The organism is Pseudanabaena sp. lw0831 (genome assembly GCF_016584665.1).
Classification (GTDB): domain Bacteria; phylum Cyanobacteriota; class Cyanobacteriia; order Pseudanabaenales; family Pseudanabaenaceae; genus Pseudanabaena.
The window spans coordinates 35,519-55,282 of sequence record NZ_BBJB01000004.1 but is presented as its reverse complement, the minus strand read 5'-3'; the positions used below and the strand labels follow the sequence as shown (position 1 = coordinate 55,282).

The following is a 19,764-nucleotide window of genomic DNA, read 5'->3' as shown; positions in this document are numbered from 1 at the left end:
TTGTTGACTTAGCTAGGTTTTATGACTTGTGTGTACACGGTAGCAGAATTGGGGGGGACTTAGATTTAAGCCCCCCAGAATTGAGGGATTTAGGGGGCTAGACAACTAGAATTTTAAACAAAATTTCAAGTGTTATGTAATTCTTAAATGGGTTCTTAGAGGATCAACGCATCAAATGCTGCGCGATCTGGCAAAATATCAAAAACCTTATCCATTTTGGTTAATTCCAAGATGATTTTGATCTGATCGTTAAGAGAGCAAAGATATAACTTAGCTCCTTTTGCTCTTACTCGTTGCAGCGTTGCTACCATTGCTCCTAGACCAGAACTATCCATAAAAGAAATACTCGTAAGGTCAAGCAAAATTGACTCAACTCCAGCCTCAAGGCGATCGCTAACATCTTGACGAATTTGACCGCCTCCAGCACTATCGATAATACCTTCTGGCTCAAATACACTGATCGATTCATTCATTGTTTAATCCTCACTAAATCAATTTGCATGAAAACTGTTTATACTTTTGGAGATTCTTCTTTCGGTTGCCACACAGCTGCTTTGACAACGACACTGAGTAAACAAACATTATATATTGCCCAACTGCTATTGAGAAGGTGAACCCAAGGATCTGACAATGTGCCCATCATAAAGCGAATTAAGCTCCATGTCATTCCCACAACAGTGAGAGCAATAATTGTTAATTGTGGCACAACGAGGTAAAGATAATTACCTGATTGCCTTTGTTTAGGAGTGACTTGAAAACTCAGTGGTATTCCTGAAAAAACACTCCAAACTGATTGGATAAACAATGGGAACAGTGCGATCGCATATTGCTCAGAGCGCCATAGCTCTCCCGCAGGAATTCCCCAAGTTGCGGCAAGGAAGGTTAGGCGATTGATCACGAAAGCAGGAAAGAAATGAATCGCAAAGTCTGCGCCATAAGCGCTGACAGGAATGATATCTGTAAAGAAAAAGATGATCGGACAACAAATAAAAATTAGAGTGAAGAATCCAGAGAAGTAGCTATACATGGTCTGGAAATATTGCAAGCGCTGCCAAAAAGATAGTCCAGACTTGGTTAATGGATTTTCTTGTAGGAGTACTTGAATAGTTCCTTGCGCCCAACGCAGCCGTTGCTTCAGCGTCGAAACTAGATCGTCAGGAGCTAACCCTTCAGCTAGTAGCTCATTATGATAAACCGATTGCCAGCCAGCGCTATGCAGACGCATGGCTGTATTCATATCTTCAGTAATACTACTGCTGGACATACCACCAATTAAATTGAATTCGTTAATGCGATCGGAATCTTGCTCTAAAGCGGCAGAAAAGTATTGCAAGCCGACATTCAGCAAAGCTTCTCGGCGCAGAATAGCATTAGTCCCAGTATAAAAAGCTGAGTTCAAGCCATCTTTGCCCTGCTGAATTGGTCCATAAAATAAATGTGCCGAATGTCCGTAAGGATCGCCTTCAGGTAAATTGTAGAAGTCTTGTGGGGTTTGGACAAAAGCGATGCGATTACCTTCATATTTACCAGTCCATTGATTGAAACTATAAAAGTAGGGTAGGACACGCTTGAGAAATTGGGGCTTAGGAATGTGATCGGCATCAAGGGTAAGAATAAATGAACCATGAGTCTCTCCAGAAAAAATAGCATGGTTAATATTGCCAGCTTTAGCATGGTGGGGTTGACCTTTGATCTTAGTTCGTCCAATGTAGCGACATCGAATGAGATCGCTTGATTCTCTCTCCTTTTGCTGAATCTCTTTTTCGAGACGTTTCTGCTCAATTAGAAGCCGATCGCTTACGCTAATGCCCGTTGTCGCCTTACCATTCATAATTACAAAGACATCGCGAAGGGTCAGTAAAAACTTGACCGCAGGATGCGATTCCGCTACATTTTGCAAAAAATCATCAGCTTCTTTGGTGTTGGGAAGAAGTTCTTGCAATTGATATAACCTTGTTTCTAGCTCAGCTCGCTCGTTTTCAATACGAGCAGCTTCTGCTTGATTTTGGGGCGATCGCAAATCTTCGATCGCTAGCATTTGTGACATTGCTCGCATATCATCAGATTTACCATCATCAAGGATATAAACGCGCAATTTATTAACAGGATACTCAATATTAAGAGCCGCTTTAGCTGTTTCTTCGACCATCTCTACAGGTTCGTTGTAGCAAGTGATAAATATATCGACAGTGGGAAAATCATTTACAGCTAAAGATGGACGTAATTGGTCAAGCGATCGCACTTCGCGTTCGAGCGGTCTCCATAGCCCAATAGTGAACATCGCGCCGCCGATAAAACTATAAAGCTCTGCCAGAATTAAAGGAATCGATATCCAGAGCACATTGAAATTTATGGAATGGTTAAACCGCCAGAATATATACCATGCTCCTAAAATAATATTGATTTCGGCAAGGTAGCGAAATAATAAGGTGCGATCCTTTAGGCGCGATCGCATATTGCCGATAAAGCTTGGAGCGTTCTCAAGAATCGTAGTGGGTGAAGTCATAAACTACCTGCCTTTAGTCATCAAAGATGAGTTGATATGTAAGAAGATCGAGAGAATTAAAACTTGATCAACGATTTAAAAAATTGAGGCATATTTTGAGGCTTGATGTATCCATATGTTTGGTCAGCAACGCTCTCCCTATAGTTTCTAGTTGTGGTTTGACTTTGGGAGCTTAAAGCCCAATCACACTCTTTTTGGATATTGAAATAGATGATGGCTTGTACAGATTGAGAAGCAGCAAAATATTTGTAAGTGTCATACAACCAATTGTCTTTGGCTATGTTGTTGGAATTTTGAGGGCTGTAGTAGCTACTAGAAGCCATTTGGGCAATAAAAATTGGTTTGTTCGGGGCAAGCTTCTCCATTCTCTTGATATAAGGCTCATAGGCAAGTTCAGGTTTGTCCCAGAGTTTTCTTTGATTAAGTGGACTAGGGCAATAACCCCAGTTATAGCCACTAAAACCGACGATATCGACTTGAGCATCACTTGGGTAATAGTTCTCGAAGTCGTGATTGCGAACGCGACTAAACCCATTGGGAGCAAATACCCAAAGTACAGATTTTGAAGGAACTCCAGATTCTGCAAAGATTTGCTGAAATCTTTTATAGGCTATTTTGAAATTTGCAGGATCAAGGCTATAAGCCTCACCACTGATATTCATCTCTTGCAATGGAGCAATGAACATCATCCGCCCATCGCCTTTTTTTGTCCAATCGGCAACAGCATTGGCAACTCTTCGCAAGTCTGTATCTAAATCACCTCTAGCGATCGCAGCTGCATTATACGTGGATTTGAGGTTAATGAATGCGGTATAACCATTTTCTCGAAGGAGTTCCAATCGATGCCCAATGTTGTAGTTAGGATTTTCATCTTGAATATCCATAAAGATGCCAGCGATCGCATGTTTTTTGCCAGCCGCTTCTTCTACTTGCCGTAGTTCGCGATCAATTATTTGTTGTTCACCCGCATAACCAGTGGTATATAAGCCAAGTAATATCGGAGGTTTAGTCGCGATCGCCTGATCATTATTACTATTATTATTTGGCAATACTTGAGATGGTTTCTTGAGGGGCAAGTTACCAGAAGGGTTAGCTTGTGAAGTACTTGCACTAAATAAAAACAGACTTAAAATCGGACTCAAAATCGGACTAAATAAAACTGCTGACTTTAATAATCTATTTTGAGATTGCTGCTTTTGACTTCGTGACAATATAGGGCTTGTTGATGATTTGGTCATGATTGTTATCAGAATCTTGTTAAAGACATAGTATGGATTTTTTAATAAAGTTAGGACTTACGCAGAAATTGCTAAGACCCTCACCCCTAGCCCCTCTCCCAAAAAGGGAGAGGGGAACAAGAAAATTTTCTTACTCCCCTTCTCCCGTTCTGGGAGAAGGGGTTGGGGGATGAGGGTCTTAGCAATTTCTGCGTAAGTCCTAAAAGTGTCAGATAACAAGCGGAACACTGCCTCTTGCCTTGAACAATATGCTTTCGAGAACGATCGCATTAGTATTGACATCCATAACGTTATTCACTCCTAAGTTAGAATCTTCAAACTTTCCTGATAGATAACCGCGATCTTTGTCAGCTAGAGAAATTACAGTTTCGCGGAGCTTAATTGCATAATCATCGTTCTTAAGAACACTCCAACCAAAGGCTGCCTTGGTGCTGACAAATTTTAATTCGGGATGGGGATTACCTCTACTATCGATCGCTTGCCAAGGTTGTCCATTCACAAAAGCGCTGTAGTAAAGAAAGTAAGGCGGTCGATTAATTGAATCTTCATTGATACAAGTAACAATTTTGGTGCGTTCATAGCGTTGCTTTTGCAGTTGATAGAGGGTTTCTGCTTGACGCTTACCCATATCATTCCAGCCAATTTCTAAACCCCATAGTACATAAGGATCATTGGTGAGATGATTGCTTGCGCCTGAGTTTTGGAGATCACGGCGATCAACTTCTAAGCTAATGCCATCGACTGTTACAGTTTTTATCGGTGGATTATTCAGGGCATTTACAGCTTCTATTCCCCAAAGTTTGAGGCAGTTTGCAGCATATTGCTCATAGCCAAGTCTCCCTTCTTGAAGATATTGCAAGCGATCGCTAGAGTCAGGATGTCCACCATAGAGCAAACCATCTTTGACTAATTTGGCTAATTCCCAACGCTTGACGATGTTATTAATGCGATCGCGATAGGCGGGATGATGAACCCGAACAACATGTAGCGCTCCCAAGAAGCGGGCTGTATCTAGAGCTGACCAACCACTGATGCCATTAGGATCAGGAGTGTTATCAAGCTGATACATCGCGGCGGAGACAGTGCTATAGGCTTTGTTTGGTAAGCCATGCTTGGGTAATGACAACTTTTCGAGGGTATTCAGAACAGTGTCGAGACGTTGCTGGAAAATTTCTGGCGAAATGATGCCAAGCTGCTGGGCAGCATGTAAGCCGAGTAAAGCACTGCCTTGATCCCAAAGCGTTGTCCATGCATAGCCATTAACCGCATTGACCAGTCCTGTTTGCGGATTAGAGTTATTCTCAAAATATTTCCATGCTTGCCTTGCGGCGATCGCATCGGCTTCTGATAAGGCGATCGGCTGCGCTTTGAGTGGTGGCTCAATTGGCTTAACTACTACTGGAACTGGATCTGGTTGTTTAACAACAGCAGGAATATCTGGGGCTTTCTCTGGTAATTGCGTGGGTAATTTCTCTGGTAATTTCTCTGGAGGTTTGGGAATACTAGCAACTTCAGCATTTAGTGAATCCCAAAAAGTATTAGTTCCATCGGTGACAAGTTTTGCGGTTGGAATTTTGCTAGTTGGTAATCCTCGGCTCATGTCGTCGGAGGCGATCGCTTGCCACCAAGGAGAGTTATTTGATGTAGGACGTAGCAAAGGCTGGCGATTGGTTGCCCGATAGAGCATTGCTTGCAAAATCAGACTATTAGTATTGGCGGTCTGATTGTTTTCGCGATTGCCAGAGCTTTCGTAAAAACCCTCGTAAAAGCCAAGTTGGGGATTATAAAGATCGGTAACAGACTGCCAAAGTTCACGACTATATGGATCGTCAGGAAAAAGCGCATACATTGCAAAAGCTACACCTGTGCTGACAAGGCGATCGCCTTTCACCGATTTACCCTCATCATCAAGGTTTGCCCAGCCCTGACCATTACCAACGATCGTGCTATGCAAAACAAATGGAGGGGTATTGATCGCCGCCGTATTGGCTGCGGTGAATAACTTTGTGCGCCGATAGCGTTCTGCTTGCGCTTTAAAAATCGGCTCTGCTAAAGCCCTCATCTGAGGATCGAACCCAAACTCTAAGCCGTAAAGTAAAAATGGTTCACTAACCGTATAAATTGGTTCCTTTGATTTTGGTGCATCATTTCGTTGCACAGGAACTTCCATACCTTCGATATTAGCTTTGGTATATTGAGTTCCGACTACGGAGCGATCGACATCAAAGCCCCATAGTTGAAATGCTCTAGCAGCATATTCGCTATAGCCTAAACGAGTTTCAGGTAGAGCGCGAGCCAAGCTGCGTCCTGCGTTATCTTTAGTGACCGTACCGCTAACCAGAGCGCGATCGCGAACTACACGCAAATATGACCAATCCAGTAAAGTGCGATCGACAGCATCTGTATATTGAGGGTAGCAGGACTTTAATCCATACAAAGCCGATAGAAATCGCCCCAGATCGGCTGCCGACCAGCCCGTGCCATCGGTAGGATTGCCACCATAGTCTACGGGTTGCAATGACCAAGGGTCGTAAGCGCGGTTAGGTAATTCGCCGCCAACTAAGGGAAGTTGCTTGACCGTTCCCAGCAATTGCCGCACATAGCGATCGAATTCATTTTCAGGAATGATCTCTAAGACCCTTGCCGATCGCAAAGCCGCGAGGTAATCTCCTAAACCCCAGAGCGTTACCCCTTTAAAATCACTGCGATCGTTAATTAAACCCGTTGCTTGGGAATTAGTCCGAAAATATTGCCAAGCAGCGAGGGCATAACGACGTTCAGATATCGACAGAGGCTGGCTGAGCTTTGGGCAGGGTGTGGACTCCGCAGGAACTGGCGCGATTGGCTCTGGTATTGCTGCGGCAATTGCGTCGGCGTTATCAGTTGCTTCTGAACCAGTGGACGCTGGAGTTGCCTTTAAATCATTGCGATCGACGATAGGACGATTTCCCTTAGCTTTGTAATAGAGGATTTCTAAAATCAGCCCGTTCGTATTTCCCGTCAAAGACTTGTTAGGAATCTTTGAGGCTTCATAGAGACCTGCATAAAAACCTTCATCCTTTTCACTGCGTAGTCCTTTGACTGCATCAAAAATCTTTTTTGCATAGGCATTAGTCGGATAGAGATAGTGCCAACCAAATGCAGCCTTTGTACTGATACTCCGAAATTGTGGGATCGGCTTATTCTCATCGGTGATCGCCGCAAAGTTTACCCCATTGGAATAAACCGTGTTGTAAATAAAGTAAGGTGGCGCATCAAGGTTGTCTTCGGTTACAGCAGTTAACTGACCTGTATTGGAATAGCGGCGACGTTGTACTTCCAATACTCTACCCGCATAATCTGCTAGCTCTGAATCCCAACCAAACTCAATCCCATCAAGGATATACGACTCGCTGACCACATAATTATTGGCATTCGTACTTTGGAAGTCACGCAAATCTACAGGGATTTGGATTCCATAAATGTCCACAAATTTAAAGGGTTGAGAAGATTTGGCTTTGTCCGCTTTAAATCCCCAGAGTTCGTAACCACGCACGGCATATTCTTCATAGCCTAGTCTTCCTTCTTGGACTAGCATAGTTTTTCCGTCAGGTGCGATCGTTGCTCCATAAAGTTGATCGTTTAGCAATGATTGTGCTAGTTTCCAATTACCCAAAATCCCCTTCATCCAGTCACCATATTTAGGATGACAGGTACGAATGATATGGAACGCTGCGAGGATTCTGCCAATATCTAAAGCTGACCAACCGATACCGCGAGGAGTGGGGTTATTGCCATAGTCCACCATCGCGCTGTTAGCAGTGTTGTAGACCTTATTGGGCAGAGCGCCATCAAATAGTTTGAGTGAACCTAAAGATCCCAGAAACTTATTGAACTTTTCGTCAAATTCTTTTTGAGAAATTAAGTCCAGCCAACGGGCTGTATTCAGAGCCACTAAATAATTACCAATATCCCAGAGCGTCGCTGAAGGATAGCCCCCCGTCGCATTTACAAATCCTGTAGCAGGTTGATAGTTCTTCGCGAAATATTGCCAAGCGGCTCTAGCATATTCCTTCTCTTCACTATTGAGCGGGGCTGGCAGTACCGCACAAACGTTACCTGAACTACTAGGGATCGCGCGATCGCGATTACGTTGATTTTGCGCGATCGCCATCTCAATTTGTACTTGCGAACATAAGATCGCCAGCATCACACCAATAATAAAACCCGATACTAATCTGACCCAGCGTGGATAGACGCTTAAGGAGAAATTCCTGCCCATACGCTTAACGGTTGTCCCACTTTTTTATAGAGCAAACTTTCTAAAATCACACCGTTGTTATTGGCTGTCAGCGACTTGTTGGGTTCACCTAATGCCTCATAAAAACCGTTGTACCAACCCAGATCAGCCTTGAGATTTGTGACAACAAATCCAAATAGCTTTTGGGTATAAACATTGTCGTAAAGGACATGCCAACCAATCGCTGCCTTGGCACTCAAGAATCGCAAATCATTTCGAGTTTCGCGAGTATCTGTAATCGTCGCCCATGCGTTCCCATTCACAACCAAAGTGCTGTAAACAAAATAGGGAGCGCGATCTAAATTATCTTCAGTAACAGCCGTAAGTATCTTAGTGGCTTTATATCTCCCTTCTTGGGCAGCCAATACGCGATCGGCATAGGCTTTGGGTAGTGACTGAAAACCAGTTTCAATGCCATCAAGGATAAATGGCTCACTCAAAACATAGTTGTTCGCCTCAGAGTTCTTATAGTCCCGCTTGTCATAGGGAACTCCCTGTCCATAGAGATCAACAAAGGCAACCTGAGATTTTGCATCGATAGCCTTAGAAACATCCAGCCCCCAGAGCTTTAACCCATAGGCCGCATAGTTCTCATAACCCAATCGACCTTCTTGGTTATAGGACTCCTTGCCTTTACTAACACTAGTGCCATACATCTGTCCATTTTTGGTTAGGCGTTCTACTTTCCAGCTTTTCCAAACTGCTTCCGCATCTTCAGTGAGATTAGGATATTTAGTCGCAACGATCTTCAACCAAATCGCCATTCTACCGATATCCAGAGCTGACCAGCCAATTTCTTCTGGCTGATCCAACTTTCCATAGTTAACTGGAATCAGCGTTTTAGAGTTATAGACTTTATTGGGTAACTCGCCTTTATATAGTTTTAGTTTAGCTAAAGTTTGCAATGTGCGCCGCATCTTTTTCTCGAAGTCTGCTTCAGTCACAAAGTCAAGCTCTTTAGCGCTAACCAAGGCAGCGATCGCTGCCGCCTGATCCCATAGCGTGACTGCGGGAAACCCATCAGCAGAATTCACTAAGCCCGTGTCTTCATTCCAATTCTTTTCAAAATAACGCCATGCTTGCTTAGCTGTCGCCATTTCTTCGGCGGTGAGTTGACCAACTTTGGGCGCGATATATGGCGGATTGCTAATTTCTTGCTGCTCTACAGCTACGGCTTGCCCCACTAGTTTCACGGATTCATTATCAAATTTCGCGATCGCCTGAATTTCTGATTCTGACAATGGCTTTGAAGCGTTAGTAGGTTTTACAGTCGGTTGCGCTATAGGCTGACTTGTTTTTGGGGTTGGTGTCGCGATCGCGGTTGATTTAGATAGTAAAGGCTGTTTAAGATTGCTGGAAAGTTGTTCCATCCCGAAAATAATTGCGATCGCGGTGGCAACTCCCCCAAAAGTTGCTAGAAAGACCCATTTTTTTGGTGGTGGCTCAAAATCGTTATTCATATTTGAATTCCTGCAATACCCCTTAAGAACATGATAGAGATCGATAAACGTCGCATTGCGTCACTAATTATAATCATAGGACTAAACATCATCAAAGTATCATCAGAATTTCATTCGTAATTGTCCAGTGATGGTTTCGCTATTAGAGCTAAGTCCGGTATCTGGCTTGCGAACATTGCTATGTGCATACCCAAAATCCACCTCAATGCTTGGAGAAATCTTTGCAGTACATTTAGCTTGATAACTCTTTGCAGGTGAAAAATTACCTGCTCCTCTCTGTTCTCCAGCATTAAACGCTAACCGACAATTTAAAAAATTAAATATATCCCCTTGCCAAGATAGTTCACCTGTATACACTAGAAAATCTCTTGGTGAAAAATAAGTGTTTGGTGCAGATTCCCGTTCGTAAAACCAAGTAAATAAATTAGCGGCGATCGCAAATTGTCCCCATTTGCGCTCCAACCGACTGAAAGACTGTTGATCCGTGTTGCCATCGCTGTAATCACCCCATCTATATAAAGAAAATAAAGTTGTATGGGGATCAATTTGCCAATAAACATTAGGTCCAAATCTCCGAATCTTAATTTGGTTTTCAATTGTGTTTACATTCGATTTGTAAGGCTTTTGTTCAAAAAATCCAAATAAAGTCATACCGTCAAAAACTGATAGATTAGCATTCACCTCTATATTTGCTGTGGTTGGTACGCGATTGAAGACATCAATTCCTCCCCGCACATCAAGATTTACTGACCCAATTTTTTTTGCGACTCCGAACTGTAATGGAACATTATATATAGAATCTTTTTTAGCTAACTTAAAAGAATTAAATCCTGTTTGGAAGCTGATGATAGTTCCATCTTTAAATCGCCATTTCCAAGTGGGTTCAAAAATCTGGTTGACTTGTCCAGTTTTATCATCATCACCTTGAAAATTTGTCGTCATGCTATCAAGTACAGCATAATCAGTCATTACTGACTCCAGTTTGGGAGGCGAAATAAATTCTTGCACAGGAATCGTCTCTGGCTCAGGCGTTTGCAAACTAGGATTCAATCGATTAGGTGAAGCTAGAATACGATCCTGACTTCTATTTAGTGATTTTTCAATCTCTTGAAGAGGCAAAAAGTTTGAGCTATCTTTAATAACGAGAAGATTGACCTGATTGTTTTGTTCTTGATATGTTCCTTTTTTGACTTGCTTATCTTCTGCTCTCAATGAAGAAGCTATACTATTAATTGAGACACAAATTATAATTGAGAAAGATAAAAGTTTAGAAGAATTACTCATTACTATTTTGCCAATGCCTTGAGCCTCTCATTCCTTAGCAGTAGCATTCCCTTATAGAAATTAGCTCTCAAAATACAAAAAATTTTTTTAAAGGTCGTGATGAAATACTAGTATTCAATAATCATACTTTCGTAGGTTGCCCCACGAGTAGTTTGAATTCGCTCAATGGGCTTGGCTTTAATCTTATGGACAAATTGCGCTTCCGTCATCTCAGCGTTTACCGCACTATTCTCCACATCGAGATCTAGTTGAGCGAGGTTGCGATCAAGTTCAGCAAGGCGATTGACTATTTGTTGCTGGCGATCGCATACTCTTACCAATTCTTCTTGCAGACGCTCTTTCTCATTGGCGAGTTGATGCATCTGAATATATAACGCTGAAGGTGTTTTACGCAGGGGCATTGAACGTAACTTCGGCTGGATTGGTCTTCTAGATGCACGAGAGATAGTCATAGGAATTAGTCCTGATATTTATTGATTTAAGGAAGTGCGGCGTTTTGCACAGCACTTCCTTTACCTGTTTCGCAGTAAAAAATTTTATGATTTAGTTGGACTAGGCTCAAAGAATACTTTATATAAAATAAATCCGACTAGCGCCATAATGCCAATGGAAATCGCGGCTGTAACTAGTCTAAAGACAAAACTCAGGATTGTAAAGGAAACTAAGCCGATTACCATGATCGCCGCAACTTTGGTTGCTCCAGTCAGGCTATTGACCCAAGTAATTAGGCTGCCTAAGCCAGTTTTAGCTGCATCAACACTTTGACCAATGGCAATACGTTCTGGCTCAGCGCGTTTGTTGGGATCATGTGGTTGACTACTCGCTTGTTGTTTGTTGCCCATCACTTCGCGCTCTAGCTCACGAAAGCGTTCTTCTAGGTTATCGGGTTGACTCATAGCAGCAAATGAATAAAAAACTATGTTTCATTCTACTGCATACCTTAGAAAGCAAAAAAATTTAAGACGTCCCTAAAACTTATACTTTTAGCTGTATAGCTGTAGCTACTTTGTGTTATAACAAAAACAAAACCCAAAAGAGAGTTGCGGCGCTTCGCGCCACAACTCTCTTTTGGGTTTTATATCTTAACTCACTTGGCTATAGCCATAGTGAGTTAAGATGTATCTAAAAATTTAAAGGCTCTATGATTGCAAACATAAGTCTAGAGAGCTATCCCGAATTTTGTTACAAATTGTTAAAATAATATGTAAACTAAAGTCTACAAGATGAGTCTCCCCAAATCCTATGCCTGCAACCAAAAAAGACTTTGAGTTAGATCGTTATGATATCGATGCGATCGCTAACTACTACCGCAACCAACCTTTGCGAGTCTGGTGGCGCTGCATAGTGATTTTTGTACCACTAATCTGGTTGTTTCTGAGACTGCGCCTCAATGCCAAAGCCTCAGCAAAAGAATTAAAAAAATTAGCGATCGAATCACGTAAGTTACTAACCCGCTTGGGTCCAGCATTTATCAAAATTGGTCAAGCCCTTTCGACTCGTCCCGACATCGTGCCACCCGTGTTCATGGACGAACTCGCGGAACTGCAAGACCAATTACCTCCATTTCCCAATGAAATCGCCTTCCAATTTATTCGCGATGCATTGGGAGGGGATCCATTGGAAGTTTATGCGGAAATCTCAGACAACCCGATCGCGGCTGCTTCCCTCGGTCAAGTTTATAAAGGCAAGCTCAAAACAGGTGAACTCGTTGCCATCAAAGTACAGCGTCCTGACATTGCTGCGGGCATTGCCCTTGACATGTATATCCTACGCGGTATTGCCGTATGGCTCAAAAAGACTTTTAAATTCGTGCGCACAAATTTAGCGGCGATCCTTGATGAGTTTGCTAGTCGCATTTTTGAAGAAATGGACTATACCTTTGAAGGTCAAAATGCGGAGAAGTTTGCTAAATATTATGGAGAATTAGAAGGTATTTATGTTCCCAGAATCTATTGGCAGTATACCGCTAGACGTGTATTGACGATGGAATGGATTGAAGGCATAAAATTAACCAATGTGCAGAAGGTCAAAGCAGCAGGCTTTGATAGTCGTCGCATTATCGAAGTTGGCGTACAGTGCTCTTTACGTCAGTTACTTGATTATGGCTATTTTCACGCCGATCCTCATCCAGGCAACTTACTAGTAATGGGTGATGGCAAACTCGCCTATTTAGACTTTGGGATGATGAGCCAAGTTTCGGCTGAACAGCGTTTTGGACTAATCGAAGCGATCGTGCATTTAGTCAATCGTGATTTTACGGCTTTATCTAAAGATTATGTGCGTTTAGGGTTCTTGACAGAAGATTTTGACTTTGGGGAGATCGTGCCAGCTCTATCGGAAGTCTTTAATCCACCTGAAGGTCAGAGCTTGACCCAAATGGATTTTAAAGACATGACCGATCAACTTTCACAGATCATGTATGACTATCCTTTCCAAGTCCCAGCTTATTACGCACTGATCATCCGATCGCTAGTTACTTTAGAAGGAATTGCCTTGAGCGTCGATCCTAACTTCAAGGTCTTAGCTGTCGCCTATCCCTATGTGGCAAACCGTTTACTAAATGACTCTGCTCCAGAATTACGGATGGCTCTGAAGGATTTACTCTTTCGCGATGGTGAGTTTCGTTGGAATCGTTTAGAGAATTTGTTGAGCAATGCTCAAGAGAATCCCGACTATAACTTGAGTGGAACTCTCGACAAAGGAATTGATTTCTTGCTGTCAGATCGCAGTGAATTCATGCACGATCGCATTATTGATGAAATTGTTAAAGGTATTGAAGTTGAGACAACCAAGCGTTTGCCAGAAAGATTTCGCACTTCTCTAATTGGCGATATTGTGATTGATCCTAAAGTCAAAACAACAATATCTACAGCTGAGACACCTTCAAGTTTGGGTTATATTGCCAGACTATGGACAATTCTCCAAAAAGATAAAGCGATCGCACCCACTGACATTCTGCCCTTAGCGACCCGTATCCTCAGCAAGCGACAAACTCTCACCATTGGACGAGATGTTATCTCTAAACTAGCCCAGCGATCTCTAGTGCGAGCAGTCCGTGGAGTTCTATTACGCGACGAGAAGAAATATCAAGATCAGCAGCAGCAGGATTTAGTCAATAATTCTGTTAGCAATCCTCTAAGCGAAGAACGAGAACTAGTTGGCTCTGGTTTAAGACGACCTGTAAATGGTCGTAGTTGGTAAAAACAAAAGGAGCGTTTAACGCTTCTTTTGCCTAGCTCCTTTTCGGTTTAAAAGAAAAGTTCTATTCCTGACTCTGTGCAAGCAGTCTCCAGCAAATCACTTAAACTAAGCTCCCCAGCCCATTTTTGTAAATACTCAAAATCTAAGCGATCGCCTTGAATTTTGAGTACACCTAAAACATCGCGCCATTGCCTCTGCGACTCATTCTTAGTCATCCGATACCAGACTAGCTTTTGCAAAATAATATCTTCGGGAGTGGGCAACACCAGCATTTGATCGGGGTTTTGCCGAACTAGTTGCGATCGCCGACGTTGGAATTCAATTTGAGGGAAAGGATTATCTTTAAGTACAAAAACATCTATTTTCCCTAGAGAGTCATTATCGATGAGATTAAAAGAACGTTTAAGCCTAATTGCATCTCGAACCGCATCTTCAGAAACATAGAATCTCGGTTGAAGAGCTTGCATTAATGGAATTAGTTTCCCTATTTCTAAATCTGCAACAACATCCACATCTTCGGTTGCTCTCGGCTCTCCCATCAATGTACTTGCAACCGAACCACCGACTAAATAGGGAATATCTAAATTATTAAAAATTGCGGCTATATCCAGCGCTAGTGAAATTGGATCGGTAAGCATAAGCGGTTGAGCGTATTCAGAAATATTTTGATAGACAAGATCGGAAAAATTAGATTTTAATGTAGCTTTAGCAAATTCATATCGCAATTTCCATGAGTTTGCATTAGGATCACGTTGTTGAAGACCTATTAAACAAAGTTCTAAGCAGCCTTTTGTCCAACTGGTTACCCTTTCAGCTTTTTGAATTAGAGTTAGTGCTTTCAACCGACTAAACAGATATATCTCTGCATCAATGCTGGTATCAATGGATTGGGTTTTGTATCCCATTGGGGAGCTTAGCATTTGATTTTACTGTCCATCTGAACTATGGCAAACAAGGGTTAATATAAACGAAAAGCACCCTGTAAATTATGCTAACACAAGCCGATCTTAAGAGTGAGCTAGATGCATTGGCTAGTCCAACAAAAGCGATCGCGCTTTCTCGTTTCTTTAAAACGGGTAAAGGCGAATATGGAGAAGGCGATCGCTTTTTAGGTATTACTGTGCCAGAACAACGGCAATTAGCCAAAAAATTTATCAGTCTTGGCTTTGATGAGCTTGAACAACTTCTACAAACAGACATTCATGAATATCGTCTTACCGCCCTGTTGATTTTCACCTATCAATATCCTAAAGCCGATACTTTTAAACGAGAAGAAATCTTTGCGTTCTATCTCAAACATACCAAATGGATTAATAATTGGGATTTAGTGGATGTCACATGTCGTCAGATTTTGGGTGTACATTTGTTGTGTCAAGATCGCAATATTCTATATGAACTAGCCCGATCGCAAAATCTTTGGGAACAGAGAATCGCGATTGTTTCCACTTTGGAATTTATCAAAAATCAACAGTTTGCCGATACTATCCAAATTGCGATCATTCTTTTAAAACATCCCCATGATCTTATACATAAAGCGGTCGGTTGGATGTTGCGCGAAGTTGGCAAGCAAGATCGCCAAGTTTTAGTTGGATTTTTGGATGTCTATTATCAACAAATGCCCCGTACGATGCTGCGCTATGCGATCGAGCATTTTGATGAATCAAAGCGAAAAGCATATTTGTCAAAGCTCAAGAATTGAGTGACGGCACGAAGTGCCGTCACTCAATTCTTGGGCTTTCGTACATCTTGGCAATATTGCTTAATTGCTTCCGTAATTATGCTATTTAAGTCCACATACTTGTGGGCAAAGGGTGGTTGCCAATCGGATAAGCCTAAGACATCGTGAGTTACCAGAATCTGTCCATCACAGCCTTGACCCGCACCAATACCAATTGTAGGAATAGGAATCAGTTCCGTAATCTGGGTCGCTAACTCCGCAGGAATATTTTCTAATATAAGTGCAAAAATACCAGCTTCGACTAAAGCTTTAGATTGACGTAAAATTTCTGCGGCTGCATCAGGTGTGCTACCCTGAACTCGATAGCCAATCCGATGTACCGATTGCGGTGTTAATCCTACATGCCCCATCACAGGCATTCCCGCCTGTACCAATTTGCGAATAGTTGCAACCATATCGGGATAGCCACCTTCGAGTTTAATCCCGCGTGCATCGGTCTCTTTAAAAATACGCCCAGCAGATCGCATTGCCTCTTCAGTACTAACTTGATAGCTAAGAAATGGCATATCGACAATTAGAAAAGCATTCTCGACCCCACGTCCCACTGCTTGGGCATGATGGATCATTGCATCGAGAGTAACAGGCAAAGTGTTTTTATATCCAAGCGTCACCATCGCTAAAGAATCCCCCACCAAAATTATATCCACGCCTGCTTTGTCGAGCAGTTTAGCGATCGCATAGTCACTTGCTGTCAGCGCCGCGATCGGCTTTTTTTGCTGTTTCCATTTTTGCAATTGGGCGATCGTTACTGACATCGGGGCATTCCTCGTGAGTGTTAATAAAGAACCAATTTGTTGTGGCGCGGCTTCGCCGCGCCACAACAAATTGGTTCTTTATTTTATAGAGCTAACATCTAATGTAAACTTTTTAAAGCAAACGCAAAAGATTTATCGAGTTCGGTACGAGAAGCAAACATTATGCAAGTTGGTCAAAAAGTTCGTGTTCGTAGTTTCAAAGATGGCAGTGGCAAGGCGATCGCTAACAAAGTCGGCGAGATCGGAGTCATTAAAGAAGAAAAAATTCTAGATGGTAGCAAATGGGGCTTCGTTGTCAAATTCCCTGACAGTACCAAGTCTTGGTTTTTTGCGGATGAGTTAGAATCAGTAGTCTAAATCAGTCATGATGTCGCGCATTGCGCGACATCATCTCATCATTATTACCAAGCCCTATGGCAGATATTAACCGTCAAGATATCATTCGGGGCATGATGGCGGAGGTTGATGGACTAAGCTATAGCATAGCTTCAGCTAGCCTTGAAGCAGTTTTAGTTTGTGTCACCAAGGCTCTAGCTAACCACCAATCAGTCACGTTAAGTGATTTTGGTAAGTTTGGAGTACGTCATCGTCGTGCCCGTTTGGGAAGTCATCCTCGAACACATCAGCCAATTAAGATTCCCGAAGTTACTGTTCCCTATTTCAGCCCCAGTCCTCATCTAAAAAAACTGGTGCAAATGTCTAATGAGAAAATCCAATGAGCCTAATTCTGACATTTATTGGTAAAGGCGGCGTTGGCAAAACGACAACCGCGATCGCTGCTGCGCGTGCTTTGGCAACCCAGAACAAAAAAGTTTTATATGTGGGGCAACAAGCTGGTGACACCCTCAGCATGAGACTAGGTGCAGAGCTAAGCAGTGAGCCGCAATTAGTCGCACCAAATTTTGCGGCTGTACATTTGCAATCAACGATTTTGCTGGAAAGGTATTGGGACAAGATGAAAGGGCTAGAAAGCCAATTTCTGCGTACTCCTTTTTTTAAAGAAGTTTATGGTCAAGAGCTTGGCATTTTACCAGGTATGGATTCGGCTCTAGGATTGAGCTTTTTGCGTGAACGTGATGCTGAAGGCAAGTATGACGTAATCATTTACGATGGCATGGGCGATATCGAAACCCTGCGAATGCTGGGGATGCCAGAAATTTTAGGCTGGTATTTGCGACGGTTTAAGAAGGTCTTAACAGGTTCGGCGCTTGGACAAGCGATTTCGCCTTTTGTGGAACCAATTTTAAGAAGTATTCTGCAAGTTTCTAGCACCGATGATATTTCGCAACAGGCCGGTGAGATGTCCTCGGTACTAACACGCGGTCAAAAAGCTGTTAACGATCCGAGTCGCGTGGCGGCTTATCTGGTCACGACTGGCGATCCCTATGCGATCGCTACAGCCAAATATCTATGGGGCAGTGCTCAACAGGTTGGGTTAACTGTTGGTGGCGTATTTTCTAGAGATCAGATTTCTGATTCTGATTTTGAGCCTCTATCCATATGTCAAATCCCCGATCAAGTAACTGAGTTAACAATTCCTGAGCAGCTTGCTAATCTTGCTCCCAAACCAATTGAAATAAATACGATAACTAAGCAAGTCAAGTTATTTTTACCAACATTCAATAAAAAACAGGTCAAACTAATCCAGCTAGGGCCAGAAGTAACCATCGAAGCAGGCGATCAACGCCGTAATATCTTCTTGCCGACTGAACTTGCTGGAAAACAAGCCACAGGTGCAAAGTTTCAAGATTCTTATCTCATTATTTCCTTTGGCTAAATTATCTGTTAACTATGCAAATTAGCCCTCGCTTTAAATTATTTTCTCAGCCACTTGATCGCTATGCAATTGGGCTAGCAGCTTTTTTGGCTGTGGCGATCGCCATACTTTTGTGGGTGGGCGATCGAACCTTACCGCAGGTAAGAGAGTTTAGTTGGCAAGGCCAGAAGATTGATGCCACAAATATCTCTTTTGGTTTAACTTTTAATCGTCCGATGGATCGTGACAGCGTTGAAAAAAATCTTAAGTTTGACCCACCCCTTGCTGGAAAAATCAGTTGGTCATCACGACGGATGTCTTATACGCCCTTAGCACCAGCCATCTATGGCAAATCCTATACGGTCAAGCTAGAAAATGCTTACGATCGCTTTGCTAGTGAATCTGGCGATAAAAAAGCGATCGAACCATTTACTGGTAGTTTTACGACACCAAATCCTTATTTTGCATATATTGGCTCACAGGGGGAAGAAAAAGGTCGCCTAATACTTTTCGATGTGCTACAAAAGAACAAGCGTGTTTTAACATCCGCTAATCTGGCTGTCCTAGATTTTCGGATTTATCCTGATCGCCAAAAGATTCTCTTTGGGGCGATTGAAACGGTGGGGCAAAGCTTACTTGATCAAAAACTTTATCTGGTAACGACGTTAATCGATCGCAAAGATCGGTTAACGTCAAATCCGCCAGAAATCAAACCTATACTTGGTAGTGATGACTTTCAAAATTTTAAATTCGATCTCTCGCCCGATGGCAAAAACATCTTGGTACAGCGACTCAGCCGTCAGCAAGTCGGACGCTATGGACTCTGGCTCATCAAAGATAATCAACCGCCAAGATCGCTTGATAATCAGCCAGGAGGCGATTTTATGTTCACGCCCGACAGCGCATCGGTGGCGATCGCTCAAGGCGAAGGAGTTGCGATTTTGCCTCTTGAGCCGCAAGCCCCACCGTTGGACTTTCTCCCAAGATTCGGCACAGTTCTAAATTTTGGTAGAAGCGGTACACAAGCTGCAACGATTAAATTTAATAAGGACTATACGCGATCGCTATATTTGGTAAATAACCAAGGATTGCAGAAGGAACTCACTAAAATTAATGGGTCTATTCTTGGCGCTCAGTTCGATCCTCAAGAAAAGACTCTATATTGCTTACTCACCGATGTTGAACAAGATACTGCCAAAAATATATTTCGTGAGAAGCCATATCTCGCTGCGATCAATCTAGAAACGGCTGAATTGCGAAGACTTTTAGAACTTCCACCACAAAGAGAAGTTCGATTTAATATTGCTCCCGATGGTCAATCAATTCTTTTGAATTCTGCAATTCCCAGTGACAAAAGCACCTCTAATTCGCCACCTATTTCCGGAGATTCTGCCCAAGCTTCTAGAAATTCTCGCGCTCCCCAAGTGCCAACCCAATTAATTATGTTGCCGATTAATAATAATCAAGCTACAAATTCTCCACAACCCGAAGTATTACCCATGTTCGGCACAGTTCCGCGATGGTTGCCATAGACTACGGCAATTTTC

The 19,764-nt window shown here is 42.6% G+C and carries 16 protein-coding genes; 6 read left to right on the top strand and 10 right to left on the bottom strand.

Features of this window, described 5'->3' with window-relative positions:
• Positions 1-155: 155 nt before the first annotated feature.
• From APA_RS01290 to APA_RS01255, 8 genes are all read right to left on the bottom strand, one after another.
• Complete coding sequence (locus tag APA_RS01290) at positions 156-473, bottom strand: STAS domain-containing protein (RefSeq protein WP_201320516.1); 318 nt, start codon at positions 471-473, stop codon at positions 156-158.
• A 38-nt stretch (positions 474-511) separates the two neighbouring features.
• On the bottom strand, positions 512-2,506 hold the full coding sequence (locus APA_RS01285; RefSeq protein WP_201320515.1) for a glycosyltransferase family 2 protein: 1,995 nt from the start codon (positions 2,504-2,506) through the stop codon (positions 512-514).
• A 56-nt stretch (positions 2,507-2,562) separates the two neighbouring features.
• Entirely contained in the window at positions 2,563-3,744 is a 1,182-nt protein-coding gene (locus APA_RS01280; protein ID WP_201320514.1) for a hypothetical protein, read from the bottom strand.
• A gap of 208 nt (positions 3,745-3,952) precedes the next feature.
• Positions 3,953-8,005, bottom strand: coding sequence for a DUF3131 domain-containing protein (locus tag APA_RS01275; RefSeq protein ID WP_201320513.1), 4,053 nt, complete (start codon positions 8,003-8,005; stop codon positions 3,953-3,955).
• Entirely contained in the window at positions 7,984-9,483 is a 1,500-nt protein-coding gene (locus APA_RS01270; RefSeq protein ID WP_201320512.1) for a DUF3131 domain-containing protein, read from the bottom strand. Before APA_RS01270 ends, APA_RS01275 begins: the two co-directional genes overlap by 22 nt.
• Positions 9,484-9,585: 102 nt before the next feature.
• Positions 9,586-10,767: a hypothetical protein gene (locus APA_RS01265; RefSeq protein ID WP_201320511.1), complete on the bottom strand. Its 1,182-nt coding sequence runs from the start codon at positions 10,765-10,767 to the stop codon at positions 9,586-9,588.
• 107 nt (positions 10,768-10,874) lie between these two features.
• Positions 10,875-11,219, bottom strand: a complete 345-nt coding sequence (locus APA_RS01260) for a hypothetical protein (RefSeq protein ID WP_201320510.1) — start codon at positions 11,217-11,219, stop codon at positions 10,875-10,877.
• 84 nt (positions 11,220-11,303) lie between these two features.
• Positions 11,304-11,663, bottom strand: coding sequence for a hypothetical protein (locus APA_RS01255; RefSeq protein WP_201320509.1), 360 nt, complete (start codon positions 11,661-11,663; stop codon positions 11,304-11,306).
• Between the two features lie 346 nt (positions 11,664-12,009).
• On the opposite strand from APA_RS01255, the gene APA_RS01250 reads away from it, so the two are divergent.
• Positions 12,010-13,968, top strand: coding sequence for an AarF/ABC1/UbiB kinase family protein (locus APA_RS01250; protein WP_201320508.1), 1,959 nt, complete (start codon positions 12,010-12,012; stop codon positions 13,966-13,968).
• Positions 13,969-14,015: 47 nt separating this feature from the next.
• On the opposite strand, the gene APA_RS01245 is transcribed toward APA_RS01250, so the two are convergent.
• Complete coding sequence (locus tag APA_RS01245; RefSeq protein WP_201320507.1) at positions 14,016-14,888, bottom strand: hypothetical protein; 873 nt, start codon at positions 14,886-14,888, stop codon at positions 14,016-14,018.
• A gap of 68 nt (positions 14,889-14,956) precedes the next feature.
• Here APA_RS01245 and APA_RS01240 point away from each other — a divergent pair, with 68 nt between their 5' ends.
• On the top strand, positions 14,957-15,667 hold the full coding sequence (locus tag APA_RS01240) for a DNA alkylation repair protein (protein ID WP_201320506.1): 711 nt from the start codon (positions 14,957-14,959) through the stop codon (positions 15,665-15,667).
• Between the two features lie 23 nt (positions 15,668-15,690).
• Here the strand turns inward: APA_RS01240 and panB are convergent, their stop codons facing one another.
• The gene (panB, locus tag APA_RS01235; RefSeq protein ID WP_201320505.1) at positions 15,691-16,461 is read right to left on the bottom strand and encodes a 3-methyl-2-oxobutanoate hydroxymethyltransferase; all 771 of its coding nucleotides are present in this window, start codon (positions 16,459-16,461) and stop codon (positions 15,691-15,693) included.
• A gap of 162 nt (positions 16,462-16,623) precedes the next feature.
• Between panB and APA_RS01230 the strand changes: the two genes are divergently transcribed.
• The 4 genes from APA_RS01230 to APA_RS01215 are packed head-to-tail and all read left to right on the top strand — an operon-like array spanning position 16,624 to position 19,749.
• A complete protein-coding gene (locus tag APA_RS01230; protein ID WP_201320504.1) occupies positions 16,624-16,818 on the top strand; it encodes a DUF2862 domain-containing protein in 195 nt (64 codons plus the stop codon).
• Between the two features lie 56 nt (positions 16,819-16,874).
• On the top strand, positions 16,875-17,180 hold the full coding sequence (locus APA_RS01225) for an HU family DNA-binding protein (protein WP_201320503.1): 306 nt from the start codon (positions 16,875-16,877) through the stop codon (positions 17,178-17,180).
• On the top strand, positions 17,177-18,238 hold the full coding sequence (locus tag APA_RS01220; RefSeq protein ID WP_201320502.1) for an ArsA family ATPase: 1,062 nt from the start codon (positions 17,177-17,179) through the stop codon (positions 18,236-18,238). Before APA_RS01225 ends, APA_RS01220 begins: the two co-directional genes overlap by 4 nt.
• Before the next feature lie 14 nt (positions 18,239-18,252).
• Complete coding sequence (locus APA_RS01215) at positions 18,253-19,749, top strand: Ig-like domain-containing protein (protein WP_201320501.1); 1,497 nt, start codon at positions 18,253-18,255, stop codon at positions 19,747-19,749.
• Positions 19,750-19,764: the final 15 nt, after the last annotated feature.

Coding starts and splice junctions, on each gene's coding strand:
- APA_RS01290 (WP_201320516.1), bottom strand. CDS start 473: ATGAATGAATCGATCAGTGTATTTGAGCCAGAAGGTATTATCGATAGT.
- APA_RS01285 (WP_201320515.1), bottom strand. CDS start 2,506: ATGACTTCACCCACTACGATTCTTGAGAACGCTCCAAGCTTTATCGGC.
- APA_RS01280 (WP_201320514.1), bottom strand. CDS start 3,744: ATGACCAAATCATCAACAAGCCCTATATTGTCACGAAGTCAAAAGCAG.
- APA_RS01275 (WP_201320513.1), bottom strand. CDS start 8,005: ATGGGCAGGAATTTCTCCTTAAGCGTCTATCCACGCTGGGTCAGATTA.
- APA_RS01270 (WP_201320512.1), bottom strand. CDS start 9,483: ATGAATAACGATTTTGAGCCACCACCAAAAAAATGGGTCTTTCTAGCA.
- APA_RS01265 (WP_201320511.1), bottom strand. CDS start 10,767: ATGAGTAATTCTTCTAAACTTTTATCTTTCTCAATTATAATTTGTGTC.
- APA_RS01260 (WP_201320510.1), bottom strand. CDS start 11,219: ATGACTATCTCTCGTGCATCTAGAAGACCAATCCAGCCGAAGTTACGT.
- APA_RS01255 (WP_201320509.1), bottom strand. CDS start 11,663: ATGAGTCAACCCGATAACCTAGAAGAACGCTTTCGTGAGCTAGAGCGC.
- APA_RS01250 (WP_201320508.1), top strand. CDS start 12,010: ATGCCTGCAACCAAAAAAGACTTTGAGTTAGATCGTTATGATATCGAT.
- APA_RS01245 (WP_201320507.1), bottom strand. CDS start 14,888: ATGCTAAGCTCCCCAATGGGATACAAAACCCAATCCATTGATACCAGC.
- APA_RS01240 (WP_201320506.1), top strand. CDS start 14,957: ATGCTAACACAAGCCGATCTTAAGAGTGAGCTAGATGCATTGGCTAGT.
- panB (WP_201320505.1), bottom strand. CDS start 16,461: ATGTCAGTAACGATCGCCCAATTGCAAAAATGGAAACAGCAAAAAAAG.
- APA_RS01230 (WP_201320504.1), top strand. CDS start 16,624: ATGCAAGTTGGTCAAAAAGTTCGTGTTCGTAGTTTCAAAGATGGCAGT.
- APA_RS01225 (WP_201320503.1), top strand. CDS start 16,875: ATGGCAGATATTAACCGTCAAGATATCATTCGGGGCATGATGGCGGAG.
- APA_RS01220 (WP_201320502.1), top strand. CDS start 17,177: ATGAGCCTAATTCTGACATTTATTGGTAAAGGCGGCGTTGGCAAAACG.
- APA_RS01215 (WP_201320501.1), top strand. CDS start 18,253: ATGCAAATTAGCCCTCGCTTTAAATTATTTTCTCAGCCACTTGATCGC.